Source organism: Mesorhizobium sp. B4-1-4, assembly GCF_006439395.2.
Classification (GTDB): Bacteria; Pseudomonadota; Alphaproteobacteria; order Rhizobiales; family Rhizobiaceae; genus Mesorhizobium.
This window is the reverse complement of sequence record NZ_CP083950.1, coordinates 3,599,029-3,623,988: the sequence shown is the minus strand read 5'-3', so window position 1 is coordinate 3,623,988 and position 24,960 is coordinate 3,599,029. Positions and strand designations below refer to the sequence as shown.

Genomic DNA, 24,960 nt, shown 5'->3' with positions numbered 1-24,960 from the left:
ACCGATTCCGCGCCGCAATACCCTATCTTAGCGCTTATGCCGTTTACGGGGAGAAGGTGCCGGCAGGCGGATGAGGGGCAGCGCGACACTCGTTTCAGAAGCCACGCGCCTGAACGCTCTCACCTATCGTCTCGGCCGACCTGTCTTGCCTGGCCGGCGTTTTTCGCGGCGGGCGTCGCCTGGATCCTCATAAGAGCCGATGCCGGCGCGCTGACGGACAATCGGTTTGGCGGAATCGTCGCGCTCATTCGCGCCCCCCTCTGTCCTGCCGGCCCCCACAACGGGGGGGATCGGCTGTGGCTTGGCCGGTACTTTTCCCTCTACCGGTTTTTCCGTGCGCCGCACCGTCATTTCATCCAGGGAATTCTTCTTGAACAATGGTTTTGTCGGTTCGCCGGGAATGCCGAAGTCGGAGCCGTGTGCTTCCTGCGCCGACTGTTTCTTAAACAGCGAGCGTGACACTGCGCCCGCCGGCGTCGGCATGTCGGTGCCGGGCCCCATGTCGTCGATCGACGGCTTGGCGAATAGCGGCTTCTTCACCGGCACCGCACCGTCGGCGCCCATCTCGTCGAGCGCGGGCTTGCGGAAGAGGTTGGGCCGGGCAGCCTTGGCCGCCTCTTCAGCTGCACGGGCTTCATCAAGCTTGCGGAAACGCTCCTGTTCCTCAGCCGTACGATGTTTGGCCACGCCCTTGTTGTGCTTGCCCTTTTCGCGGCCCGAGGCGGGACTTTGGCCTTCCACCTCGCGCGCCAGCGGATCGTCGGAGATTGACAGTTCCATCTCGCGCAGCCGCTTGATCTCGTCGCGGATGCGGGCCGCCTTCTCGAAGTCGAGATTGGCGGCGGCGTCGCGCATCTGCTTGTCCAGCGCGTCGAGATGGGCCTTGAAATTGTTGCCCATCATGGCGCCGGCACTGTCGGTGAACTGCGAGATGTCGGCGCGGACGTGATCTTTCTCGTAGACCGAATCGAGAATGTCGGAGATACGCGACTTCACCGATTCCGGGGTGATGCCGTTGGCGGCGTTCCACTCCATCTGCTTTTCGCGGCGGCGGTTGGTCTCCGCCATCGCCCGTTCCATCGAGCCGGTGACCTGGTCCGCGTAGAGGATGACCTTGCCGTCGACGTTGCGGGCGGCGCGGCCGATGGTCTGGATGAGCGATGTCTCCGAGCGCAAAAAACCTTCCTTGTCGGCGTCGAGGATGGCGACGAAGCCGCATTCGGGAATGTCGAGGCCCTCACGCAGGAGGTTGATGCCGACCAGCACGTCGAAAGCGCCGAGGCGCAAATCGCGCAGGATCTCGATGCGCTCCAGCGTGTCGATGTCGGAGTGCATGTAGCGCACGCGCACACCTTGCTCGTGCAGATATTCGGTCAGGTCCTCGGCCATGCGCTTGGTCAGCACCGTCACCAGCGTGCGGTAGCCGGCCTTAGTGGTCTCACGGATCTCGCCGACCACATCGTCGACCTGGCTCTTGGCCGGGCGCACCTCGACCGGCGGATCGATCAGCCCGGTCGGACGGATGACCTGCTCGGCGAAGACGCCGCCGGCCTGCTCCATTTCCCAGGCGCCGGGCGTCGCCGACACGGCGACGGAGAGCGGACGCATGGCGTCCCATTCCTCGAAACGCAGCGGCCGGTTGTCCATGCAGGACGGCAGGCGGAAGCCGTATTCGGCCAGCGTCGCCTTGCGGCGGAAGTCGCCGCGATACATGCCGCCGATCTGCGGCACGGTGACATGGCTCTCGTCGATGAAGACCAGCGCATCGTCCGGAATGTATTCGAACAATGTCGGCGGCGGATCGCCAGGCTGGCGGCCGGTGAGATAGCGCGAATAGTTCTCGATGCCGGCGCAGGAGCCGGTCGCTTCCAGCATTTCGAGGTCGAAGCGCGTGCGCTGCTCCAGCCGCTGCGCCTCCAGCAGGCGGCCGGCGCGTTCGAGTTCGACCAGCCGTAGCTTGAGCTCTTCCTTGATCGACTTGATCGCCTGGTTCAGCGTCGGGCGCGGCGTCACATAGTGCGAGTTGGCGTAGATCTTGACGCTTTTCAGCTCGCCGGTCTTCTGGCCGGTCAGCGGATCGAACTCGGTGATTGCCTCGATCTCGTCGCCGAACATCGAGATGCGCCAGGCGCGGTCCTCAAGGTGGGCGGGGAAGATCTCGATCGTGTCGCCGCGCACGCGGAACGAGCCGCGCACGAAATTGATGTCTTGCCGCTTGTACTGCTGGGCGACGAGATCGGCGAGCAGCGCGCGCTGGTCGAGCCGGTCGCCGATCTGCATCTGGAAGGTCATCGCCGTATAGGTCTCGACCGAACCGATACCGTAGATGCAGGACACCGAGGCGACGATGATGACGTCGTCGCGTTCGAGCAGCGAACGCGTCGCCGAATGGCGCATGCGGTCGATCTGTTCGTTGATCGAGGATTCCTTCTCGATAAATGTGTCGGTGCGCGGGACGTAGGCTTCCGGCTGGTAGTAGTCGTAGTAGGAGACGAAATACTCCACCGCATTGTCGGGGAAGAACTTCTTGAACTCGGAATAGAGCTGTGCGGCAAGCGTCTTGTTTGGCGCCAGGATCAAAGCCGGGCGCTGCGTCTCCTCGATCACCTTTGCCATGGTGAAGGTCTTGCCGGAGCCGGTGACGCCGAGCAGCACCTGGGTGCGGTCGTTGTTGTCGACGCCTTCCACCAGGTCCTTGATGGCGGTCGGCTGGTCGCCGGCCGGCTCGAAGTCGGACACCATCTTGATGGCGATGCCACCTTCGGATTTTTCCGGGCGGGCAGGGCGATGCGGCGTCCACAGCACGCCGTCCTTGTGCAGCGGATTACCAGATTCGATCAGCGCCGACAGCGCGGCCACCGTGGCGGTGACGCCACTGGAGGTCATCGTCTCCGCCTCTTCCAGCGAGATGTCGAGGCCGGCTACCGGATTGAGGCCGACTGCCGCGCGTTCACGGGCGGTGGCCGCACCGCCCATCGAGGTACCGCGCGCGGTGCGGCCCGGCGCGGCGGAGCGCTCGGGAATCTTTTTCGACTTGACGCTATCCCTCCCCCTCGAGGGGAGGGGGGCGGCGGAGCCGCCGGGTGGGGTCGGTTCGACCGGATTCGGCGCCTCTTTATGTCGAGCGCTTCCTCCGGCGACCCCCTCTGTCGCCTTCGGCGACATCTCCCCCTCAAGGGGGGAGATCAGGTGGCGCCCTTCGCGCTCGGCTTCCTGCTCGATCTGCTCGGCCCAATCGGAGATCGAACCGGTCAGCGGGGTGCCCGACAGTTCGGGTTGCGGCATCTCGGCGAAGCCGCCCTTGTGCAACGGCTCCGAGGCGTCGAGGAAATCGGTCAGCGGGCTGCGCCGCTTCGGCGCGGCGCGGTCGTCATTCGCCGTCGGCGGCGTTCTTTTGTCGGGGGATTTGGCCATGTCCCGAATATGGGATTTCCTGGCGAAAATGGAAAGAGCGGGATGGAGCGAGGCGCAACGCCTGCTCCGGCTGCTGACAGCAGGCTGTCAGGAGGAGGCAACTGCCCGGCGGCGCCTTTCAGTCTTCAGGCGCCGCGTGCGTTATCCGACGCCACCTGGGTCGGCGATCCGCTTAAGCGTGGCACTACGACGAGTCGTGTGACCTTGCCCTTCTTGAAGGCGGCGAGGAAGCGCGCATAGTCCCTGAAGACGACGCAGCCATTGGACTCGGCGCGGCCGCCGCGCAGCATGTAGGTGTGGGCGAGCAGGCCGTTGCGGTTGTATTTGTTGCCGCCGCCCACCGGTGTCAGGCGAATGGCCTCGACGCCATGGAAGCGGGACTCACGCAGCGACAGATTATAGGTGTTGGGCGGCGTCGGACCACGATCCTTCACGTGGACATAGCGCGGCTGGTCGACCATGGCGCCCAGGCCCGAATGCGCCTCGAGCCGCTGGCCATCCGGCATGTAGACGGTCTTGGCCGAGATGTCGTAGACGGCTACGCCGTGGCCGGCTCCGCTTCCGGCGCTCGGCCCGCTGAACAGGTTCCTGAACGCCTGGCCGAGGCCGCCCGAAGGCGTGTCGGGCTTGGCATAGGCCAATGCGTCGCCGCCATCACCAGACCGCCCTTGCCGGGCCGGCTGTCTGGCCTGCTGGACCGGTTTGGCCTGCGGGAGCGGCTTCTGCTCTACGGTCCTGGACTGTGGAGCCGGCTTCTGCTCCACGATCCTGGGCTGTGGAGCCGGCTTGTCCTGCTCCACGGCCTTGGGCTGCGGCGCGTCGTATTGCGGGCGACGGGTAGGCAGCGGCACGTCGTCGGTGAGCGCGTCCGGCAGCGAGGCAGCATCGCCGGGCTGTTCCTGCTGGGTCTCGACAGGCGCAACCGCGACGTCCGCAGAGGATTCGGTCATTGGCAGCGGCGAGGCGAATGCCTCGTCCTCGACTGGCATCGACTGGACGAGGGCAAGCGCCAGCTGCGCGTTATCGGGCGTCTCCGACTGGGCAAAACCCATCGGCGCCGGCGCGGTCTGGACGACAACGGAACCCGTGTCGACACGGGCGAAGCGCTCCGCCGCCGGGGGCGGCATGTCATCCGACAGGCTGGCCACGACCTGGACGGATGGCACCAGCGATGCCTCGGTGATTTGCGGCGTGGCGCTGGAAATCACGGGACGGGCGTTGGGGGCGGCAGCCGGCCTCCCGGCGCCGGCGAAGGCCGCAGCGAGCCTGGACGGCGACAGCGACGCTTCCATGCGTTCGAAACGCTCCTGCGACTTCGACTTGACGGTCGGCGGGGCGACAGCAGGTACCGGCTTTGCCCGCGCCACAAGGCGCGTGGATTTCTCCGCCCGGGGGCTCACCGCGGCGAGCCTGAAGCAGCCAGCACCGCATTGCACGGCATGGTCATGCAGGGCATGGGCACCGCCATGGGCGTTGGCCAGCACGAAAGGCGCCGAAGAACTGAGGAAATGTTGTTTCAGCGGATCGGCGAGCGCGAGCGAGCCCGGCATGGACAGCGTCGGCGGCAGGCCGCTTGACGTCGACGACAGGGAAGCGCCGACGGAGCTGAGGCCAACCATCGTGCCGACCAGCCATAGGCTTACGGCAGCACCGACGCCGGGCACCGCCACCCAGCGGACGATCCGTTCAGGGTTGAAGGATGAGGCACGTGGCGCGTCGCAGGCGGTCTCGCCGTCCCAACGCTTGTCCCCGACGATTTTCTTACTCAAGAACGCCATGCAACCAATCTTGCTCCAATCGGCTCCCACGTCCGCGGCTGTGATAGCCGCGACGACCATTCCGTGAGTGATCCCAGGTGGTCCCCGACGCGTTTGCCGCGCCTGTCGTTAGTTGCCGATTGCTTTAAAATATGGACAAAGTTGGTTAACCAATCCCTCTCAAAACCAACCGAGAGACGTGGACTTTGTGCCGAAAAAGGCTTGTCCACGACCATGCACGCGGTATTGCAGCCCTTCCAAGGGTGTTTTGCTGCCTGTTTTTGCCGGCCAAGTCAAGCAAAACAGCCTCTGCTAATGTTTGTAGTAAGGCGGTTCGGCGGTGCCTGCGGCAATCGGGCACGCCTTTCCCTGTCCGCCTGGTCGCTGAAAACGCCTGCGGCACCCCGCTAAACCGTCGCCATACTGCCACGATTTCGGGCCGGCAGGCTCAAGGCTTCTGCCTTCCTTGTGCTGCGTGCCCGCAGGTGCGGCGGGGCAATGGCGCCAACTGCGCAGGAAGCCAAGCCTCAGTTGAACCAGAGCGCGAAAGTCAAGAACCCGCCGCCGCCGAACTCGCGCTGGATCTGGTCGAAATCCTCGCTGGTCAGAATCTTGCCGCTTTCGAGGTAGGGCGCGATGCCGGGGCCGGTGATCGACAGAACGAGGTCGAAAGGCTTGGGCTCGTCGAAGAAGCGCTTCATGTTGATGCCCTTGCCGGTGATGCGGAAATGCGGCAGCAGCACACGCCCTTCCAGCAGATCCTCGGCCATGGTCAAGGTGGCGAGCCAGGCCTGCACCTGTTCCTCGCCGACTTCGAGACCGGTGAGCGGGTTCTCACCCTTCTGCTGCGGGCCGGGCAGCCATTCGCGGTCGTTGTCTGTTTCGGCGCGGATCGCCTTCCAATCTTCGCGCGACAGCCGGATCATTTCGAGCAGTTCCCGACGCGCCGCCTTGCGGCGCTCCGGCGCGACCACCGGCCAGTTGATGAGATGCACCATCGAGATGAAATCGGCGATGCGCCATTCCGAGGAGAAGATGTTGCTGCCCACGTCGCTCGGCGGCGGCACGAGAATGTCCTGCAACGGCAGTTTGGCGCGTGGGAACAGCATGTGGAAGGAGCCGTCGAACATGCTCCTGAAATCATGCGCCAGCCAGAAATCGGCCTGCGCCATCAGGAACTCGGCATAGCCCTGCAGCCAATAGCCGTCGGCGCGGTCGAAGCGGAAAGTCAGCGCGGGCGTGGCGTCGCTCTGCGAGATGCTGCCGCGCGACAGCGCGGCCATGATGGCCGCCATGCTTTCGTCGGGCGCGATCGCGCCGTCCTCATTGAGGTCGATGCCGACATGGGTGAGGTCGATGACCATGCCGATATCGGCATCGGCCGGCACCGAACCAAGCGTGGTGGCGGATTTTTCCAGCCGGTCGCGGAAGGCGACCAGGATGGCGCGGAACTGCTCATAGGTGAGCGGCTCGGGGTTGGGATTTTCTGGTACCGGCAATTGCATCAGCGGCAGCATGAAGGATCGCGGGCTCTCGAAGCCATGGCGGTGCAGGCCGCTGGCCAGCAACTCCAGCGCGGTGAAGAACTCGCCGGCGCCCGCGGCATAGGCCGATGCGGGATCCTTCGGCGCGGCCGCCTCCAGCGTCGACAGCGCGCTGTCGCGCGCGGCCACGGTCTTCGCCTGGAAAAGCGCGGTTGCCGCTTCGGGCATGGCGGCGTTGGCGGAAGACAGGGGCACAAGGACAATGAAGGCGGATGCCAGCAGGCTTGCTATTCGTGTCATCGTTCCCTCCCGTGCATGTGTTCCCGGCTACCATACACATACTCCACCATACACATATTCACGGCGTCGCGCCTGCCGGTCCTGTCACGCGGTCGACATCGTGGGATGATTGTCGACGGACGCGCTTCAACCGGCCGGGCGGACGGTCTACAGAAGGCAAACGATTGGGCATTGCGTGTCGAACTATCCGCTCTCCTACAAACTGTCTTGGCTGCCACGATTCCTGAAACCGTCGCTCGGCGGCGACGCCAGCGGGTTTGCGCCGATGGCGGGGACGTTGATGGAGCCGCCGCCGGAGCGGACGGTGCGGCTTGCCTTCATCGGCGACATTTCGGCGGTGGCCAACGGCAGCACGCCCGACTGCGATCCGGCGATCAAGGCGCTGCTTGGCGCTGCCGATCTGGTGATCGGCAATTGCGAGAGCCCAGTCGTGGACAGGCCGAGTGCCGTGCTGGGGACAAAGCTCGGCACGCATCATGCGATGAGCGAACGGTTTCTGGCCGAGGCGCTGGCGGCGGTCGGCATCGCGCGCGAAAAACTCGTGCTGTCGCTAGCCAACAATCATGTCCTCGACCAGGGCGTCGCCGGTTTCGAGGAGACGGTGGCGGCGCTGAAGCGTCTCGGCACCCGCACCATCGGCCTGGCCGCCGACGGCCCGGTGCAAGCTGTCGAAGCCGGACCGTTGAGTGTCGGCTTCGCCGCCTTCACGCTGTGGCGCAATGCCGATGAAGATCTGTTTGCCGGGCGGGTGTCGATGGACAGCGACCCGACAGGCTGGCAGCGCGATGGCCTCGACCTCCTTTGCGCGGTACCGCATTGGGACTGGGAGTTCCGCCACTTTCCGCGCGCTGCGACGCGGGCACTGGCCAGACGCCTGGCCGGGCAGGGCGTCGGCCTGATCGCCGGCCATCACGCCCATGTGATTCAGCCGGTGGAGCGGATCGGCGGGACGGTCGTCGCCTACGGGCTCGGTGATTTCCTCGGCACCGCTTTTGCCCGCCAGCCCTGGCCGGGTCGCATTGGCGGGATTTTCGCCGTCGACGTCAGCGCCGATGAAGGGACGCGTGGTGCCATTGCGTCCTACCGGCTGCATCCCTTTGTTCGGCTGCGGCACGGAGATCATGAACGGCTGGTGCCGGTCGGGGCTTTGGCAGGTGCGATGAGGGGAAAGGTCGAGGGGCGGTTGAGGGCGGTCTTTCCATAGTCTTGCAACTGAAGGCCGGCCTATTTGCCTATCGCCCAGGTGGGTCGGCGCCAGCGTTTGCCCGAAAGGCGCGGCCTCGCGGCGCACGACAGGTGCGAGGCACCCTTGAATCTCTTCGCCACGCGTCGAGACTGCATCCTCCGCAGCCTTGACATGATGCGGTTACCCAGTTCGGCACAATGATGCGCGTCAAGACAAAAGCTGGGCGGCTCAGCAGTCGAAGCCGTATTTGCCGCGCATATAGTCCGCTTCTTCCTTCGACATTTTCTTGAACATCACGCAGACGGTGAAGCTGCCGACCTGGCGGCCGTCCCTGGTGTAGCCCCAGTCGGAAATATCGTCCCGCGTGAACTCGATATTCTGGCCGAGCACCACATTGTGCACTTGCTCCGGCTGGTTCGCCAATATGCCGACAAATCCGCTTTCCGTGCGGCGGAAAGGGATGACCCAGAAGTGCTCGGTGACGTTGCCGTCGCGCACCTGGACCTTCAATTTGAACCTGTCCGTGCCGGAGGGAGGCGCTTCTGCCAAGGCCAGGAATCCATCGAGCCTGGCGAGCGCCCGCGCGGTGGCGGCCGTCATTTCCGGATCGCCCGGAGCAAAGATGACCGTTTTGTCGTCGCCCGGGTCCGCGCCTTGTGCGCCGGCCAATCCCGGAGCAAACGCCAGCAGCAGGGATATCATGGTCCGGACTGCACGTTTCATGGAGGGCCCCTCACCATAGTAACCGCCACCATCCCGCATCCATTTCGGGTTTGCAACCGGCACGCGAGCCTCATCCGCTCAAGGGACATTCGAGCTGATCCCATGAAACAAAATTTGACCCTGTGGGACGCCGCCAGACTGTTTCGTGATCCTGCACCAGACGGATTGCGGCGGCTGCGTGATGCCCGCAACCCGCCAGCCACAATCGGCTAACCGACTCTTTTCGTGGAAAGAAGTGGGCTCATTGGGAAGGGCGAAACATCAGGAAACCACGTCGGCTGGAAGCAATGTGTCAGAATTAAGCCTATGATTTCCTTTGCTAAAATTCACTCAATGTGATTTGCAGGAAGCAGGTCTTCCATTCCAGTCTCGGCTCGTTCGGTGCCGTCGTTCCCAAGGCGACGGCCATCAAGGCAACCGGACGAAACCGAAACAGCACGGAGTGCTATCGATGAAGAAGACCCTCGCAACCACCGCCGCTCTGCTCGCCTTCCTCGGCACGGCCTATGCCGCGACCGTTCAGGGCACCATCCAGGCCGTCGATCCGACGACCAAATCGATCACCCTCGACGACGGCAAGATCTACCAGCTGTCGCCAAAAGCGGCGCTCGGGAAACTGAAGGTCGGCGCCAAGGTAGCGGTGACGGTGGACGACAAGACCGGCATGGTGACGTCGATCAAGAAGGCTTCCTAGACATGAACGTCACGCGTCGGCGGACCTGCTGACCTGACCTTTCAGACCCTGCTCCAATGCTGGCCGATTCCCTAGCGGATCGGCCATTTTCATATTGTTGGTCGCTCACCGCTGGCCGACCAGGGTGGTGGAACGCCGTTCCGGCAGCGCCGCCATGATTTTTGCCAAAGAGCCGCGCTATCCCTTGGCCGACGGGGGATATTCATGGCCGAGGAAAAGAAAGGGTTTCGCCTGTCGCGGCGCTTGCTGCTCGGTGCCGCGGTGGTCGGCGGCGCGGTGCTTGGGGCGACACCACCATGGCGCGGCTGGCGCGCGGGCCTTCGGGGCTGAAGAACGCCGGGCGCGTCGTGACGATCAAGCATGGCGGGCGCTTCTTCCTGCCCTACCAGCTGCATTATACGGCCAGGGAATTGCTGGCATCCTATCCCGAGCTGTCGGCCTTCCTGGCGGCAAAACGGCAATATGACCCGACGGAACTGTTTTCCTCGACCGTCTACCGTGCCATCAAGGCGCTGGGCAGGGCGGCGTCGTAGGCAGGAGAACAACCATGCGGATGGTATCAGCGGCAGCCCTCTCTCTCATCGCACTGTGCGCTGGACCGGCCGGAGCCGAGGACCTCAAGGCCTTCAGGTTGACCATCGATGGCGTGACGGTCGACATTGATCCCGGCGACACCGCCGATGTGACGCTGCCCGGCGGCAAAAAGAGCAAGGTGACGCTCGAGCGCAACGACTTCGCCACCTTTTCGGGCGGCAGTTTCTCCTTCGTCCATCCGAGCGACATTTCGGTGACCAAGACCGATCTCGGCGAAAACATCACGCAATATCTGATGGCCTCGGCGCTGGGCACGATCGTCGTGGTGCAGGAATACGGCAAGATGAATCCGGTGTCGCTCAACCAGCTCATGCTGCAGGAAATGACCAAGGAATCAGTGCAGGCGGGTGCCGAACTGACGCAGCAGCCGACGACGCGCAAGCTTGGCGACGGCAAGGAATTGACTGGCATCCGCGCCGAGGTGAAGACGCGCACCGATACCGCCTATTTCGAGATCGTCGGCTTCGGCCTTGCCGATCAGGGCCTGCTGTTCATCACACGGGTCGCCGGCGAGGACGCAGCCACCGAAAAGCCGCTGATCGACAAGTTCTGGGAGAGCCTGAAGGTCAAACTGTAGGGACTTAAAGTCCCGTTGGTACAAGGCCGGCCAGCCAGTTCACCGAACGCTTTGCCGCGTCGGCGGTCGCGGAAGCGGCGCGGCCAAGATCGGTCTTGACCACGGCGTAGCCATTCTTGGTGCGATAGAGCGTGCCGGTTCCACCATCGACCACCTGTTCATAGGCGACGGGCCGCGCGGCGGCCGCATCCATGGCCGTCGTCGGCGAGCCGACCGAGACGCTCGGACGGTGGCTCAGTTCCGGCGGCAGCGGCCGTTCCGGCGCAAGGGTCCGGTCGGCGGGCTTCAGTTCCGGGCGGGATGCCGTAGCGGCCAGTTGCGAGGAGGACGCCGAGCCCTTGGTGCGGCAGATGCCGGACACCAGGGGATAGTTGAAATTATGCTGCCGCAGGATCTGGCTCTTCATCGCGGCTTCGCACTCGGCGATGGTCGACCATTTGGCCGGCGTCTCGCCGATATATTCACACAGCTTCGCGTCGCAGTCGCAGCCCACAATGGTCATGGCGACAAGGGCGGTCTTGATCACGGTCTTGTCCCTTCGAGATGCCCCCGGCAGCCCAGTCAGGTGCATGCCGCGTTCCAGGCGACACGCGATCCTCCATCGCGCGCGATCAAGGCGGGATTTTGGCCTCGATTGTGGAATGTAGGTGGCGGCACGTGTCTATCCGGATCAGTCGACGCATGGCGGGGCCTACCGATCGAGCGGCACCCGCAACGTCGCCGGGAAAGAAGTTGGAGGGGCGCAAGACAGTCGGCGCCGGGATTTCTCCCAGCGCCTCCCTGTCAGATCAGGACGCGGTCGCGGCAGCAACTTCCGTACAGTCGTCGCGCCATGCCGGCCTTGATTTTGACGGTCTTGCCAGAGGCCACCCAAGGGCGGCATCCGTCCAGACCACGCTGGGCTTGGCCCTTGCGGGCTTGCCCTGCGTGCCATCGAAGGTTTTTGCCGTCCTTCATGGCAGCATCGGTCCGCCGTCGGCGTTGGCACGCTTTCCGCGGCCCCGTAGCTCGGCTTCCGTCCCTCCCACAGGCAAGCCTGTTCTCGATCCGGGCCGTACGGGCCTCAGGAAATCCGCCTTTCACTTTCGCCTTTCGGCTCGATGATCGGTAGCCGCCTGAGATGGGTTGAACTTACGCCGGGTAAGGGTTCCGGGAAATGGTCCCGGGCCTGTGGATAGTGGGATTATCGGGGAGCGTTTGCCACTGGGCCCGGAATTTCGGCCCTGACTGCTTTAGACAGCCCGCCCCTGCTTTTCCACGCTCCGATGGAAAGTCCCTCTTGCTCCGCCGATGGACGCGGGCTTCAATGCCGGCAAAGGATCGAGCACATAGGCTCGGTGCCGGGGAGAGCGAGCATTTGAAAGTCGGGGTGGTGCTCAATCCGATTGCGGGTGGCGGCCGGCTGAAACGGCATTGGCCTGATGTCGCCGCCGCGCTGAGAAAACACTTCGGCGATTTCGAGTTGCGCGAGACGCAGGCCGAGGGCGATGCCGAACGGCTGGCGATCGATCTCGCGGTGAATGGCTTCGATCTGGTGATCGCGGCCGGGGGCGACGGCACCGCCAGCGAAGTGGCCGACGGGCTGCTGCAGGCCGGCGAGGAAGGCGGGCGGAAGACCGAGCTCGGCTTGCTGCCCTGCGGCACCGGCATCGATTTCGCGCGCGGGCTCGGCCTGCCGAGGGCGGTGGATGCGACCCTGAAGCGGATCGCCGAGGCGAAGGCGAGGGCCGTCGATGCCGGCCGCATCTGCTACATCGACGACCATGGCGCGCTGGCCAGCCGTCACTTCATCAACATCGCCAGCCTCGGCCTGTCAGGCGCCACCGACCGCGCCGTCAACGCCGACAAGCGCAAGGGCAGGATGTCGGCCAGGACGCTGTTCCTGTGGCGCACCGTGGTCGAGTTCATCCGTTATCGCTTCCAGCATGTCCGGATCACCGTCGACGACGGCGCTCCGGTTGAGGCACGCATGGCGCTGGTGGCGGTGGCCAATGGAAAGTTCTTCGGCGGCGGCATGATGATCGCGCCCGATGCCGAACTGACCGACGGGCAGTTCGACATCGTCATCCTGCGCGCGGCGGGCAAGCTGAAATTGATCTGGGACATCCGCCTGCTCTATGGCGGCCGGCATCGCAACCACCCGGCGATCACCATATTGCGCGGCAGGAAAGTGGTTGTCGAACCGCTTGGCGATGGGGCAGAGAACGGTGCGCTGGTCGACATAGACGGCGAGTCGCCCGGCCGCATTCCGGCGACCTTCGAGATCCTGCCCGGCGCCCTGACGCTCAGATATTGAATCAAGGCGTTGCCCGGCAATGCAGCGTCGCACGATGTCGTCATCCCAGGGCGAAGCAGGAGCGAAGCTCCGTCGCGGAGACCCTGGGATCCATGCCGCGACCTTGGCCGAAGAGTGCGGTGGAGCAGAATTTCGGGCCGTCGCAACGCTTTGAACTCACGGCATGGATCCTATGGTCTGCGCCGCGTCGCTTCGCTCCTTGCTTCGCCATAGGATGACGAAGGGAAGGGTGTTTCCCGCCAATCGCCGAGACATGCAGTCTGATCGAAACTCTCCCGATAAACCAGTCGGGACGTTCTAGCTCTGATTCAAGTTGTTGCGGCCGTGATTCCAGATGCTTGCTCAACGCCTTGATTTCATTCGCTGGTTTGCCGGGATCATATCTCCAGCTTGGCCGGGAAACCGGTCGCGCGCAGGTCCGTACCAACAGTGTCCTCGAGCAGCTTGACGATCTGGGTCGACCAGGCTCCGCCGCCATAGGCTTCCTTGCCTTGCTCGAAAATCGCGTTGACGCGCGAGGCCAGCTCGAGCGGCACGCCGAAGTCCCTGCCCATGCCGAGCGCGAAGCCAAGGTCCTTCAACGCCAGGTCCATGGTGAAGCCGATATCGTAGGAACCGTTGAGAACGAGCTGGCTTTCGGTCTCATGGACGAAGCTGTTGCCGGAGGAGGCGACGATGGCATGATAGGACTGGGCGAGGTCGAGTCCGCCTTGCTTGGCCAGCATCAATGCCTCGCCGGCGGCGACGAGATGGATGAAGGCCAGCATGTTGGTGATCACCTTGATCACCGCCGCCGAGCCGACCGGGCCCATCAGGAAGGACCGCGCGCACATTGCCTCGATGGCCCGGCGGTGGCGCTCGTAGAGCGCCGTATCGCCGCCGACCAGCGCGGTGATCTTGCCCGCCGCCGCCAGATGCACGCCGCCGGTGACCGGGCATTCCAACGTCTCGACGCCTTTGGCGGTGGCGAGGGCGGCGAGGCGCACGATCTCGTCACGGCCATTGGTCGACATCTCGATCCAGGTGCCGCCCTTGGGCAGACCTTCCAGCAATCCGCCGGGGCCGACCAGCACCGCTTCACTGACCTTGGGCGAGGGCAGGCAGGTGATGGCATTGCCGGCGCGGGCGGCGGCCTCGGCAGGGCTGCTGGCGGCGGTGGCGCCGAGCGCGACAAGGCGCTTGATCGCGGCAGGGTCGCGGTCGAAGACGGTGACCGCGAAGCCGTTGCGGACCAGGCTGGCGGCAAGATTGCCGCCGAGATGGCCAAGGCCGATGAAGGCGTAGCTTTCGCTCACGGCATCAGCGGTGTCTGCATCATCTGCAGATGCAGGTCCTTGCCGGTGTAGGGATGCGCATCGCAGACATCCTCGTTGAGCTCGACGCCGAGGCCTGGCTCCTTCGACGGAATGACATTGCCATCCTGCCACTCGATCTTCTTCTTCAGCAGCGTGGCGTGGAAACCGTCCCACTGCTTCAGGGATTCGAGGATGAGGAAGTTGGGCAGCGTCACTGCAAGCTGGATGTTGGCCGCACCGACCAGCGGTCCGCAATAGCAGTGCGGCGCGACCTGGATGTGGTAGGCCTCGGCCATCGCCGCGATCTTCTTGGTTTCGAGGATGCCGCCGGAGCGGCCAAGGTCCGGTTGCAGGATGGTCGCGGCGCGGTTCTCGATGACGCGGGCGAATTCAGACTTGGTCGTCAGCCGCTCGCCGGTGGCGATCGGGATGGAAGTGCCGCGCGCGACCTGCGCCATCACTTCGGGCATGTCGGGCGGCACCGGCTCCTCGAACCACAGCGGATCGTAGGGCTCGATGGCGCGGGCGAGCCGTAGTGCGCCGGATGCCGTGAACTGGCCATGCGTGCCGAACAATATGTCGGCGCGGGTGCCGACCGCCTCGCGAATCGCCCTGATCATGCGGGTGGAGACATCGATGTCGAGCAGGCGCGGCTGGTGGCCGTCGAAGGCGGTATAGGGGCCGGCCGGGTCGAGCTTGACGGCGTTAAAACCCTGCTCGACATATTCGAGCGCGCAGGCCGCCGCCAGATCGGGATCGTTGTAGACATTCCTGCCGTCCGGCGCATCCTCGGAATGAACGCTGCCGGTGTGCGGGTAGAGATAGGTGTAGGAGCGCAGCGTCTCGTGCACCTGGCCGCCGAGCAGCTTGTAGACGGGCTTGTTCGCCTCCTTGCCGATAATGTCCCAGCAGGCCATTTCGAGCGCGGAAAAACAGCCCATTCCGGACACGTCGGGGCGCTGGGTGAAGCCCGAGGAATAGGCGCGGCGGAAGAAGTTCTCGACGTCGTGCGGATCGCGGCCGACGAGATAACGCTCGGCCATGTCCTCGACCATCCTGGCCGTGACATGGGCGGAGAAGGTGGCGTTGTAGGCCTCGCCGTAACCGACCACGCCGCCATCGGTGGTCAGCTTGACGAAGATGAAATACTTGCCGCCGATGCCGGGCGGCGGGTTGCCGACAACCCAGGTCTTGACGTCGGTGATCTTCATTTGTGGTCCTCCAGAACCAGTTCGGCGCCCTTCCATCCGGTCATGACGGAGGCGGCGTTGGTGTTGCCGGTGATGTTGTCCGGGAAAATCGAGGCGTCGATGATGCGCAGGCCTTCGAGCCCGTGCACCTTGAGGCGCGGATCGACGACGGCGCGCGAGGGATCGGGGCCCATGCGGCAGGTCGAAACCGGGTGATAGACGGTGCCGGAGCGCTTCCGGAAATCCGTGATCAGGTCGGCGTCGGACTGGATCGAAGGGCCGGGCAGGACCTCTTCGGCGATGATCTCGGCCATGGCCGGCATCGAGGCGATCTTGCGCACGAATTTCACCGCCGCCAGCATTTCGTCGACGTCCGCATTGGTCGAATAGGCGTTGGCGACGATTTTTGGGTAATCCAGCGGGTTGCTGGAGCGGATCATGATCTCGCCACGGCTCGACGGGCGGCAGTTGGACAGGCCGATGGAGAAGCCCGGCCAGGGATCTGGCGTCAGGATCGGACGCTCGCCGCTCTTTGGAATTATGGTCGAGAAGGCCTGGAAATAGAGCTGCATGTTGGGGCGCGAGAAGGCAGGGTCGGTGCGGAAGAAGCCGCCGCCATGGTTCATCGACAGCGACAGCGGGCCGGAACGGGTGAGGATGTACTGCATGCCGACGAGCAGCTTGCCCCACCAGGGCCGCAGGATCTGGTTCAGCGTCGGCACCTTGCCCTTGAAGGTGTAGTTGATGCCGACATGGTCCTGCAGATTGGCGCCGACATTCTCGTTGGCATGAACGACCGGGATGCCCAACTGCTTGAGCAGCGCCGAGGGTCCGATGCCGGAGAGCTGCAAAAGCTGCGGCGAGTTGATCGAGCCGGTGGAAAGAATCACCTCGCGGCCGGCGCGGGCCGTTTTCGTCTGGCCGTTCTGAAGATATTCGATGCCGACAGCGCGCTTGCCTTCGAACAGGATGCGGCTTGCCAGCGCGTTGGTCTCGACGCGGACATTGCCGCGCTTCATCGCCGGGCGCAGGAAGGCGCGGGCCGCCGACATGCGGCGGCCGTTCCTGGTCGAGATCTGGTAGATGCCGACGCCTTCCTGGGCCGCGCCGTTGAAGTCAGGATTGAGCGGCAGGCCGGCCTGCTGGCCGGCGGCGAGATAGCGCTTCGTCAGCGGGTGGACGGCCTTCGTGGTGTCGGTGATGTGCAGCGGGCCGCCGGTGCCGCGCCATTTGTCGGCGCCGGCCTCATTGTCCTCGAGCGCCTTGAAGGCCGGCAGCAAATCGTCGTAACCCCAGCCGGGATTGCCGGCGTCGCGCCAGTCGTCGAAATCCTCGCGTGCGCCCCGGATCCACACCATGGCGTTGATCGAGCTCGAGCCGCCGAGCAGCTTGCCGCGCGGCCAGTGGTCGACATTGCCGCCAAGGCCGGGGTCGGGCTCGGGCTTGTAGTTCCAGTTGACCTTGGGGTCGAAGAAGGTCTTGCCGTAGCCCAGCGGCATCTGCACGTAGAAGCGCCGGTCACTGCCTCCGGCTTCGAGCACCAGCACCGAGAAGCGGCCCGAAGCCGACAGTTTGTCGGCGAGCACCGAGCCGGCCGAGCCGGAGCCGACGATAATGAAATCATAAGTCTGCATGATGGAAATAAGCGGCTCCGAAAATCTGGGACGCAGCCTAGACGCGGCGGGCTTGCCGCGTCGCCGTGCCTTCCGGCATCGGTTGTGAAAAAAGCGACCGCGATGCCGGGCCGGGTTGCGGGGAATACCGACAATGGCGCTTGATATGGATGGCGTCGACAGCCTATGCCGGGGAATTAATTTTGGCGCATGATTTTTCCGAAAAGTCTGCAACTTTTCGGAACCATGCCTGGCCACTCTGCGGAAGGCAGGAAATCATATGCGGACCCTGTCGGATGCTTTCATTCCCGAGCTGCCGGGCCACTACAAGGGCAAGGTCCGCGAGAATTACGACCTGGCCGATGGGCGGCGCATCATCATCGCCACCGACCGCCTCAGCGCCTTCGACATCATCCTGACCTCGATCCCGTTCAAGGGCCAGATACTGACCCAGACAGCCCGCTACTGGTTCGAGGAAACAGCCGATATCTGCCCGAACCATGTGCTCGAATATCCCGATCCCAATGTCGTTGTCGGCACGCGGCTCGACATCCTGCCGGTCGAGATCGTCGTGCGTGGCTACCTGGCCGGGACCACCAACACCTCGATCCTGACCCGCTACAAGCGCGGCGAGCGGGACATGTATGGACTGCGCCTGCCGGACGGGTCGCGCGACAATGAGAAGCTGGCCGAGCCGGTCATCACGCCGACGAGCAAGGCGGCGGATGGCGGCCATGACGAGCCGTTGTCCAGGGCCGAGATCATCGAACAGGGCCTGCTCACGAAGGGGCAGTGGGATGTCGTTTCGAGCTACGCGTTGAGGCTGTTCGCTCGCGGCCAGGCACGCGCCGCCGAGCGCGGCCTGATCCTCGCCGACACGAAATACGAATTCGGCACCGACAGGAACGGCAAAATCATCCTGGCCGACGAAATCCACACGCCCGACAGCAGTCGCTACTGGATCGCGGCGAGTTACGAACAGGCGCTGGCAAGCGGCACGCGGCCGGAGAGCTTCGACAAGGATTTCATCCGCTCGTGGGTGGCGGCGCGCTGCGATCCCTACAAGGATCCGATCCCGATGATTCCCGACGAGATCGTCGAACAGGCCTCCAGGGTCTATGTACAGGCCTATGAGGCGATCACGGGCAAGGCATTCGTTCCCGACGTGTCAGGAAATTCCGTGCTCGATCGCATCCGCTCGAACCTCGCGCGCTACTTCTAACGGACAGGCCTGCCTTGCCGCCGATGCAGCGCGTATCGACCGCGCCATCCCAGGCGCGTTGACGCGTCCACGCCGTGACGCTACGGGATCAAGGCAATCGATCTCGAGGGATGTCTCGCATGGTGCAATACGCGGATGGACGGCCGATCGGAGACCTGACGCTGCGCACGCTCGCCATGCCCTCGGACGCCAATGCGGCCGGCGACATCTTCGGCGGCTGGGTGATGGCGCAGATGGACCTTGCCTGCGGCATCCGCGCCGCCGAGCGGGCCAGGGGGCGCGTGGTGACGGCGGCGGTCAAGGAGATGTCCTTCGCCAAGCCGATGAAGATCGGCGACACGCTGTGCATCTACACCCATGTCGAACGCGTCGGCCGCACCTCGATGACGCTCAAGGTCGAGGCCTGGGCGCAGCGCTATCTCTCCGACCTGATGGAAAAGGTGACGCACGCCGATTTCGTCATGGTGGCGCTGGACGGCGAGGGCAAGCCGAAGGCGGTGCCCGCCGAGAGTTGACGACAGCCCGTTCTCTCCAGACAGGCCAAATTGTAACATCGCCCGTGCGGGCGCCGCGCTTCGCGACATCCGACGATTGCCCTTCACGCCCGATTCTGCCGCGTTGGAGGAGAGACAATGCGTCAACACATACTGAACGGCTGGCTCGTGGCAGCCCTTGTCGCTCTGGTCTGCCTGCTCGGCGTAACCGCCTATGCCGAAGTCAAAGACGACCTTCCACGCACCGCCTGCTCGCAGGGCGACAAGGGCGTCAGGGTGCCAGCCGCGGCATGCGCGATCTGCAGGCCGGCGCCTTGCGGGAACATGGCGCCACGAGCCTGAATGGTTGCCTCAGGGCTCACGACTATCGTCGTCAAAGTAGCGGGTGTGCTGGTCGGCGATAAGGCAAAGTTTGGCGGCCTCGTTTAGAGGTCACGGGTTCGCCTGCCGTCAGGCAATGTCGCTCATCGCGAGATACCGGATTCCTTGCCGCGCAAGGGTTTCAGCCATGCACGCCGTCGAATTTTTCGCGTGCCGCCTTGACGCGCTGGGTATTCCTGCGTGCCCATTCGCCAAGCGCGCTGACCGGAATCAGGAGTTCATGGCCGAGTTCGGTCAGCTCGTAATCGACGCGCGGCGGGATGGTCGGGAACACGGTGCGGGTGACGAAACCGTCGCGTTCCAGGCCGCGTAAGGTGGTGGTCAGCATCTTCTGCGAGATGCCGCCGACAGCGGCGCGCAACTCATTGAAACGCAGCGGCCCATCGCCAAGCTTGCCGACCACGAGCACGGTCCATTTGTCGCCGACACGCTGCAGGATTTCCGAAATGGCGCGGCAGTCTTCGGTGCGGTGCGGGTGCCTCAGTAACAAAAAGGTGCCTCCTTGCGTCTGGAGTTGACAGTATCTCATATAGCGCCGGTATCTAAACGATACCAGCTTTTACCGGAATGGAGAGCCTCCCATGTCAAAACCCAAGATCGCCATTATCGTTGGTTCGACGCGCGCCGCGCGCTTCGCCGATGTGCCCACCCAATGGATCGCCAAGATCGCCAAGTCGCATGCCGACATCGACGTGGAAGTCGTCGACCTGCGTGACTTCCCGCTGCCTTTCTTCGACGAAGTTGCCTCCTCCGCCTGGGTGCCTTCGACGAACGAGGTGGCGCAGCGCTGGCAGAAGAAGGTCGCCGAGTATGACGGCTTCATCTTCACCGCCGCCGAATACAATCATGGCCCGACGGCGGTGCTGAAGAACGCCGTCGACTACGCCGCCAACGAATGGAACAAGAAGCCGGCCGGCTTCGTCGGCTATGGCAGCGTCGGTGGCGCCCGCGCCGTCGAGCAGCTCCGCCTCCATGCCGTCGAACTGCAGATGGCGCCGGTCAAGTCCGCCGTCCATATCGCCTGGGGCGACTTCCTCGCCGTGCGCCAGGGCGAGAAGAAGCTTGAGGATCTCGAGCACCTGAACCAGGCCGCCGCCGCGCTGGTCAACGATGTCGCCTGGTGGGCCAAGGCGCTGAAGAAGGCGCGCGACGCCGAAGTGGTCGACGATGAAATCAAGGCGGCCTGATCGCTCTTTGAGATTATCCTCCCAAGGGATATGGGGCGGCGCTTGCGCCGCCCTCAGACTGCTGACAAACCCCTGGCATTTGCCGGGGGTTTTTGATTCACTGGGTCATGTTGAAGCGACCCGCCCCTGAACAGACCGCGCTCGAGATGGTGACGTTGGATCAGCTGGTTCCGGCTGACCACCTGTTGCGCAAGATCGATCGCGCGATCGACTTTTTCTTCATCCACGATCTGACAGCGCCGCTCTACTGCGCCGACAATGGCCGACCGCCGCTCGATCCGACCTTGATGTTCAAGGCGCTGTTCATCGGCTACCTGTTCGGCGTGCGCTCGGAGCGGCAGCTGGTGCGCGAGATCGAGGTCAATGTCGCCTACCGCTGGTTTTTGCGGCTGAAGCTGACGGACAAGGTGTTCGACGCCTCGACGCTGTCGCAGAACCGGCGCCGGCGCTACCAGGACGAGACGATCGCGCAGGCGATCTTCGACCGCATCGTCGAGCAGGCGATCCGGGCGGGGCTGGTGGACGGGACGGTGCTCTACACCGACAGCACGCATCTGAAGGCCAACGCCAACAAGGGCAAATACGACCTTGCCCTGGTCGCCAAGTCGCGGGCCGACTACTGGAGCGAACTCGACCGCGCCATCGAGGTGGAGCGGGCGCTGCATGGCCAAAAGCCGCTGAAGCAGAAGCAGAAGCAGCGCAAGCCGCCCGAGAAGCAGACCAAGGTCAGCCGTGCCGATCCGGAGGCCGGCTACATGGTGCGCGAGGGCAAGCCGAAGGGCTTCTTCTATCTCGATCACCGCACGGTGGATGGCCGTTGCGGCATCATCACCGACACGTTCGCCACGCCGGCCAACGTGCATGACTCGATCGTCTATCTCGGCCGGCTCGACCGCCAGGTGGAGCGCTTCGGCTTCAATGTGGCGGCTGCGGGGCTGGATGCCGGCTACGCCACGCCGGGCATCGCCAAGGGGCTGGAGGACAGGACGATCAGGGGCGTCACCGGCTATCGCAACCCGACCCCGCCCAAGCCCGGCATGATGAGGAAGAGCGCCTTCGTCTATGAGCCGGATGCGGACGGCTATCGTTGCCCGCAGGGCCAGTTGCTTGCCTATGCCACAACCGACCGCAGCGGCTACCGGCATTACAGGAGCGATCCGGCGATCTGCCGCGACTGTCCGCTGTTGGCCTCCTGCACCTCAAACGCCAAGGCCGAACGCACCATCACGCGCCATGTCTGGCAGGACGCCCGCGAGCGGGTCGACGCCAATCGCTCGACCGCATGGGGCAAGGCCATCTACCGGCGCCGCAAGGAGACGGTCGAGCGGTCTTTCGCCGACGCCAAGCAGCTCTTCGGCCACCGCTATGCCCGCTTCCGAGGGCGAACCCGCGTCGCCTGCCAGTGCCTGATCGCCGCCGCCGCCCCAGAACATGAAAAAGATCGCAATCAGCCTCTGGCCAAGCCCAAAACCAGCACCCGCCTGAGGCCAGATGCGCAGCGCCAGCCTCCTGACATCTTCTCCTGACACCAATTTACAAAGCTCAATCAACGCGCAAAACAAAACCCCGCCGAAAATCGACGGGGTTCGTCAGCAGTCTGGGGGCGGCGCTTGCGCCGCCCTTTTTCGTTGGAGGGGCCCCATGAGTGCTGCTCGAGCAAACGTCGCGCTGCCCCTCATCCGGCTGCCGCCATCTTCTCGCCGTATAGTGACGGGGAGAAGGGGCTGACCGCGATCTCGGCTTAATATTCTGCAACGTTTCTGTTTGACGAAACCATCGATGACAGCGGCCTTCTCCCCGTCACTATACGGGGAGAAGTGCCCGGCAGCGCGATGAGGGGCGGCGCCGAGCCGGCCAGGGCAAGAGCCTGGTAATAGGCCGATATCGCGATCCAGTCGGTGTCGGCGGCGGTCACCGCGCGGGGATGGCGGGCGGCGATCATCGCCTGCAGCAGATAGGGACCGGGTGTCGGTGTCAGGGTCATCGCGCGGTTCAGGCCGTCGAGATCGCGGCGGATCAGCGACCAGTTCCATCGGCTGCGGTCTGGTCGAGCAGCAGGATCGGCCCGCTTTGCCGGTGCGGGCCGTGAAGCGCGAGGCGCGCGCCGGCATCGTTGGACCGCCATATGGTCGGAGCTGCCATCTGGCCTAGCCATCTCGCCCTGATATGTCAGCTTGCATCCGTCACCTGAGTAAGCCCGCGTGAAGTCATCCAGCCTGTCCGGCGCCGTTTCCCCGATGATCCCGGTGCTCGTATGCGCGCTTGGCATTTTCCTCCTGTCCGGCATGGATGCCGCGATGAAGGTGCTGGTCATCGCTGTCGGCGTTTACAACACGGTCCTGTGGCGCAGCATGCTGGCGACCGTGGTCGCGGGCACGGGCTGGTTGGCGGGGCCGCGCTTGCTTCCTGCTCCCTCGGTGCTGAGGCTGCATGCGCTGCGGGCCGCTGTTGTCGGCATCGTCCTTTTGTCCTTCTTCTGGGGGCTTGCCAGGCTGCCGCTGGCAGAGGCGATCGGGCTTAGTTTCGTGGCGCCCCTGTTTGCGCTTCTCCTGGCCGCGCTTTTGCTGGGCGAGCGGATACAGCGGCAGGCGATCTGGGCCTCATTGGCCGGGATGGCGGGCGTCGCAATCATCGTGGCCGGACAGTTCGGACAGAGAAGCTATGCCGGCGATGCCCTGCTTGGGACGGCCGCGGTGCTCGTGTCGACCGTGTTCTACGCCTACAATCTGATCCTTGCGCGGCAACAGGCGCTGGTGGCCAAGCCAATCGAGATCATGCTGTTCCAGAACCTTTGCGTTGCGGTGATCCTTGGTTTTGCCGCGCCCTGGCTCGCCATCGCCTTGCCGGGCAATCTCTGGCTTCCGCTTGCCGGAGTGACGGCACTGTCACTCGCCGGCCAATTCCTGATGAGCTGGGCCTATGCCCGCGCCGAAGCGCAATATCTGATCCCGACGGAATACTCGGCCTTCATCTGGGCGATCATGCTCGGCTTCCTCTTCTTCGACGAGGCGGTGACCTGGACCACGCTGGGCGGAGCAGGCCTCATCGTGGCCAGCTGCCTGATCGCCACGCGCTCAAACCCCAGACTTGCAGAACCAATCGAAGCCACGGTTTGAGGGAGCAAGTTGCCTCGAGTCAGACGGCTAGCGGAACTTGGGAAAGCCGCAGGGTCCCCGGTCTGATCCTCGCGGCTATCTCGATCAGCTTGACCTCTGTTATCAGCGTACCACCTCGCGGTGGCCGCTCGGCAGGCGGGTGGCGATCAGCTTGTCGATGCGGCGGCCGTCGAGATCGACCACTTCGAAGCGCCAGCCTTGAGCGTCGACGCATTCGCCGGTCGTTGGCAAATGATGCATGTGTGACAGCACGTAGCCGGCGACGGTCTCATAGTCGCGGTTTTCCGGCAGGTCGATGCCGAGGACCTCGGCCATCTCGTCGGCCTGCATGTAGCCGGCGAGCAGCCATGAGCCGTCGTCGCGCTGGACGGCGTTTTCTTCCTCGCCGGCTTCGAGATCCGAGCGGAAAACGCCGGTGATGGCCTCGAGGATGTCCGCAGGGGTGACGATGCCTTCGAAGTGCCCGTATTCGTCATGCACCAGCGCCATCGGCACGTCGGATTCCTTCAGCTTTTGCAGCACGTCCAGTGCATCGGCCTGGTCGTGGACGATGGGTGCCGCGCGCACATGTTTGCGCGGATCGAGCGCGCGGCCGCCAAGCAGCGCCGCCAGCACGTCGCGGGTCTGGACGACGCCGATCATGGCGTCGACGTTGCCGTCGCCGGCCGGCAGACGCGAATGCTGCGTCTCCATCAAAAGCTTGCGGATCGTGGCATCGTCGGACTGCAGATTGATCCAGTCGACGTCGGTGCGCGGCGACATCACGGCGCGCACGGCGCGGTCACCAAGCCGCATGACGCCGGCGATCATGCGCCGCTCGTCGGATTCGATGGTGCCGTGATGCTCGGCCTCGGCGACCAGCATCTTGATCTCCTCGTCGGTGACCTTCTCCTCGCTTTCCCCGCGCTGGCCGAGCAGCCACAGGACAGCCCGGCCGGAAACGTCGAGCAGGAACACCAATGGCGCCGAAACGGTGGCAAGGATGGTCATCGCGGGCGCCGCGCGGACGGCAACCCGCTCGGGATCGCGCAAGGCGATCTGCTTGGGCACGAGCTCGCCAACAATCAGTGAGAAATAGGTGATGATGGCGACCACGATGCCGACGCCGAGCGGGTCGGCTATGCTTTCGCGGATGCCGGTCGAGGCCAGGAACACCGCCAGTCGATCCCCCAGCGTGGCGCCGGAGAAGGCGCCGGAGAGGATACCGACCAGGGTGATGCCGATCTGCACCGAGGACAGAAATTTGCCGGGATCGGAGCCGAGCGCCAGGGCACGGCCGGCGCCGTTGATATTGCGGTCGATCATTGCCTTGAGCCGGGCTGGCCGTGACGAGACAATGGCGAGCTCGGACATTGCCAGAAGGCCGTTCACGCAAATGAGGACGACCACGATAGCGATTTCAACGTATAGCATGAGGGCTCAATAGCATTGCGTCGG

Annotated in this window: 24 protein-coding genes; 12 read left to right on the top strand and 12 right to left on the bottom strand. The window is 64.3% G+C overall.

Going from position 1 to position 24,960, the window contains the following annotated elements; all coding sequences use genetic code 11:
* Positions 1-123 precede the first annotated feature (123 nt).
* The 3 genes from uvrB to FJW03_RS17270 all read right to left on the bottom strand — a co-directional run bounded on the left by uvrB (position 124) and on the right by FJW03_RS17270 (position 6,955).
* Positions 124-3,414: an excinuclease ABC subunit UvrB gene (gene uvrB, locus FJW03_RS17280; RefSeq protein ID WP_140767189.1), complete on the bottom strand. Its 3,291-nt coding sequence runs from the start codon at positions 3,412-3,414 to the stop codon at positions 124-126.
* 125 nt (positions 3,415-3,539) lie between these two features.
* Complete coding sequence (locus FJW03_RS17275; RefSeq protein WP_140767190.1) at positions 3,540-5,192, bottom strand: DUF2778 domain-containing protein; 1,653 nt, start codon at positions 5,190-5,192, stop codon at positions 3,540-3,542.
* A gap of 506 nt (positions 5,193-5,698) precedes the next feature.
* Positions 5,699-6,955, bottom strand: coding sequence for a hypothetical protein (locus FJW03_RS17270; RefSeq protein WP_140767191.1), 1,257 nt, complete (start codon positions 6,953-6,955; stop codon positions 5,699-5,701).
* Between the two features lie 175 nt (positions 6,956-7,130).
* On the opposite strand from FJW03_RS17270, the gene FJW03_RS17265 reads away from it, so the two are divergent.
* Positions 7,131-8,159 carry a CapA family protein gene (locus FJW03_RS17265; RefSeq protein WP_140767192.1) on the top strand — a complete coding sequence of 343 codons (1,029 nt, stop codon included), beginning with the start codon at positions 7,131-7,133 and terminating at the stop codon, positions 8,157-8,159.
* Between the two features lie 210 nt (positions 8,160-8,369).
* Here the strand turns inward: FJW03_RS17265 and FJW03_RS17260 are convergent, their stop codons facing one another.
* Positions 8,370-8,864, bottom strand: a complete 495-nt coding sequence (locus FJW03_RS17260) for a YegJ family protein (protein ID WP_140767193.1) — start codon at positions 8,862-8,864, stop codon at positions 8,370-8,372.
* Positions 8,865-9,315: 451 nt separating this feature from the next.
* Here FJW03_RS17260 and FJW03_RS17255 point away from each other — a divergent pair, with 451 nt between their 5' ends.
* The 4 genes from FJW03_RS17255 (at position 9,316) to FJW03_RS17245 (ending at position 10,729) form a co-directional block, all read left to right on the top strand.
* Positions 9,316-9,558, top strand: a complete 243-nt coding sequence (locus FJW03_RS17255) for a DUF1344 domain-containing protein (protein ID WP_140612997.1) — start codon at positions 9,316-9,318, stop codon at positions 9,556-9,558.
* A 204-nt stretch (positions 9,559-9,762) separates the two neighbouring features.
* Positions 9,763-9,888, top strand: coding sequence for a hypothetical protein (locus tag FJW03_RS30080; protein WP_264296475.1), 126 nt, complete (start codon positions 9,763-9,765; stop codon positions 9,886-9,888).
* Positions 9,855-10,091: a hypothetical protein gene (locus tag FJW03_RS17250; protein WP_226890386.1), complete on the top strand. Its 237-nt coding sequence runs from the start codon at positions 9,855-9,857 to the stop codon at positions 10,089-10,091. The genes FJW03_RS30080 and FJW03_RS17250 overlap by 34 nt, the downstream gene beginning before the upstream one ends.
* 14 nt (positions 10,092-10,105) lie before the next feature.
* Positions 10,106-10,729, top strand: coding sequence for a hypothetical protein (locus tag FJW03_RS17245; RefSeq protein WP_140767194.1), 624 nt, complete (start codon positions 10,106-10,108; stop codon positions 10,727-10,729).
* Between the two features lie 4 nt (positions 10,730-10,733).
* Here the strand turns inward: FJW03_RS17245 and FJW03_RS17240 are convergent, their stop codons facing one another.
* Positions 10,734-11,255: a hypothetical protein gene (locus FJW03_RS17240; protein WP_140767195.1), complete on the bottom strand. Its 522-nt coding sequence runs from the start codon at positions 11,253-11,255 to the stop codon at positions 10,734-10,736.
* An 831-nt stretch (positions 11,256-12,086) separates the two neighbouring features.
* On the opposite strand from FJW03_RS17240, the gene FJW03_RS17235 reads away from it, so the two are divergent.
* The gene (locus FJW03_RS17235; protein ID WP_140613000.1) at positions 12,087-13,025 is read left to right on the top strand and encodes a diacylglycerol/lipid kinase family protein; all 939 of its coding nucleotides are present in this window, start codon (positions 12,087-12,089) and stop codon (positions 13,023-13,025) included.
* A gap of 377 nt (positions 13,026-13,402) precedes the next feature.
* On the opposite strand, the gene FJW03_RS17230 is transcribed toward FJW03_RS17235, so the two are convergent.
* The 3 genes from FJW03_RS17230 to FJW03_RS17220 are packed head-to-tail and all read right to left on the bottom strand — an operon-like array spanning position 13,403 to position 17,144.
* Positions 13,403-14,320: an NAD(P)-dependent oxidoreductase gene (locus FJW03_RS17230; RefSeq protein ID WP_140767196.1), complete on the bottom strand. Its 918-nt coding sequence runs from the start codon at positions 14,318-14,320 to the stop codon at positions 13,403-13,405.
* On the bottom strand, positions 14,317-15,531 hold the full coding sequence (locus FJW03_RS17225) for a mandelate racemase/muconate lactonizing enzyme family protein (RefSeq protein WP_140767197.1): 1,215 nt from the start codon (positions 15,529-15,531) through the stop codon (positions 14,317-14,319). Before FJW03_RS17225 ends, FJW03_RS17230 begins: the two co-directional genes overlap by 4 nt.
* Positions 15,528-17,144, bottom strand: a complete 1,617-nt coding sequence (locus FJW03_RS17220; protein WP_140767198.1) for a GMC family oxidoreductase — start codon at positions 17,142-17,144, stop codon at positions 15,528-15,530. Before FJW03_RS17220 ends, FJW03_RS17225 begins: the two co-directional genes overlap by 4 nt.
* 259 nt (positions 17,145-17,403) lie before the next feature.
* Here FJW03_RS17220 and FJW03_RS17215 point away from each other — a divergent pair, with 259 nt between their 5' ends.
* The 3 genes from FJW03_RS17215 to FJW03_RS17205 all read left to right on the top strand — a co-directional run bounded on the left by FJW03_RS17215 (position 17,404) and on the right by FJW03_RS17205 (position 19,181).
* Positions 17,404-18,345, top strand: a complete 942-nt coding sequence (locus FJW03_RS17215) for a phosphoribosylaminoimidazolesuccinocarboxamide synthase (RefSeq protein ID WP_140767199.1) — start codon at positions 17,404-17,406, stop codon at positions 18,343-18,345.
* Between the two features lie 119 nt (positions 18,346-18,464).
* Positions 18,465-18,860, top strand: coding sequence for an acyl-CoA thioesterase (locus tag FJW03_RS17210; protein ID WP_013893544.1), 396 nt, complete (start codon positions 18,465-18,467; stop codon positions 18,858-18,860).
* Positions 18,861-18,977: 117 nt separating this feature from the next.
* Positions 18,978-19,181: a hypothetical protein gene (locus FJW03_RS17205; RefSeq protein WP_140767200.1), complete on the top strand. Its 204-nt coding sequence runs from the start codon at positions 18,978-18,980 to the stop codon at positions 19,179-19,181.
* Positions 19,182-19,341: 160 nt separating this feature from the next.
* Here FJW03_RS17205 and FJW03_RS17200 read toward each other — a convergent pair whose 3' ends face one another.
* Complete coding sequence (locus tag FJW03_RS17200; RefSeq protein ID WP_181168704.1) at positions 19,342-19,710, bottom strand: winged helix-turn-helix transcriptional regulator; 369 nt, start codon at positions 19,708-19,710, stop codon at positions 19,342-19,344.
* 91 nt (positions 19,711-19,801) lie between these two features.
* Between FJW03_RS17200 and FJW03_RS17195 the strand changes: the two genes are divergently transcribed.
* Entirely contained in the window at positions 19,802-20,407 is a 606-nt protein-coding gene (locus FJW03_RS17195; RefSeq protein WP_140767202.1) for an NADPH-dependent FMN reductase, read from the top strand.
* Between the two features lie 107 nt (positions 20,408-20,514).
* Positions 20,515-21,892 (top strand): IS1182 family transposase gene (locus FJW03_RS17190; RefSeq protein WP_140767523.1). Its coding sequence is split into 2 segments (ribosomal slippage): positions 20,515-21,831 and positions 21,833-21,892, totalling 1,377 coding nucleotides; the frame shifts between segments, so codons are not numbered across the junction.
* Positions 21,893-22,148: 256 nt separating this feature from the next.
* On the opposite strand, the gene FJW03_RS17185 is transcribed toward FJW03_RS17190, so the two are convergent.
* Together FJW03_RS17185 and FJW03_RS30075 are read right to left on the bottom strand one after the other, a co-directional pair.
* Complete coding sequence (locus tag FJW03_RS17185; RefSeq protein WP_226890385.1) at positions 22,149-22,391, bottom strand: hypothetical protein; 243 nt, start codon at positions 22,389-22,391, stop codon at positions 22,149-22,151.
* A gap of 32 nt (positions 22,392-22,423) precedes the next feature.
* The gene (locus FJW03_RS30075) at positions 22,424-22,549 is read right to left on the bottom strand and encodes a hypothetical protein (RefSeq protein WP_264296474.1); all 126 of its coding nucleotides are present in this window, start codon (positions 22,547-22,549) and stop codon (positions 22,424-22,426) included.
* 95 nt (positions 22,550-22,644) lie between these two features.
* Here FJW03_RS30075 and FJW03_RS17180 point away from each other — a divergent pair, with 95 nt between their 5' ends.
* Entirely contained in the window at positions 22,645-23,523 is an 879-nt protein-coding gene (locus tag FJW03_RS17180; protein WP_140763701.1) for a DMT family transporter, read from the top strand.
* Positions 23,524-23,625: 102 nt separating this feature from the next.
* Here the strand turns inward: FJW03_RS17180 and FJW03_RS17175 are convergent, their stop codons facing one another.
* A complete protein-coding gene (locus FJW03_RS17175; protein WP_140763394.1) occupies positions 23,626-24,936 on the bottom strand; it encodes a hemolysin family protein in 1,311 nt (436 codons plus the stop codon).
* Positions 24,937-24,960 lie beyond the last annotated feature (24 nt).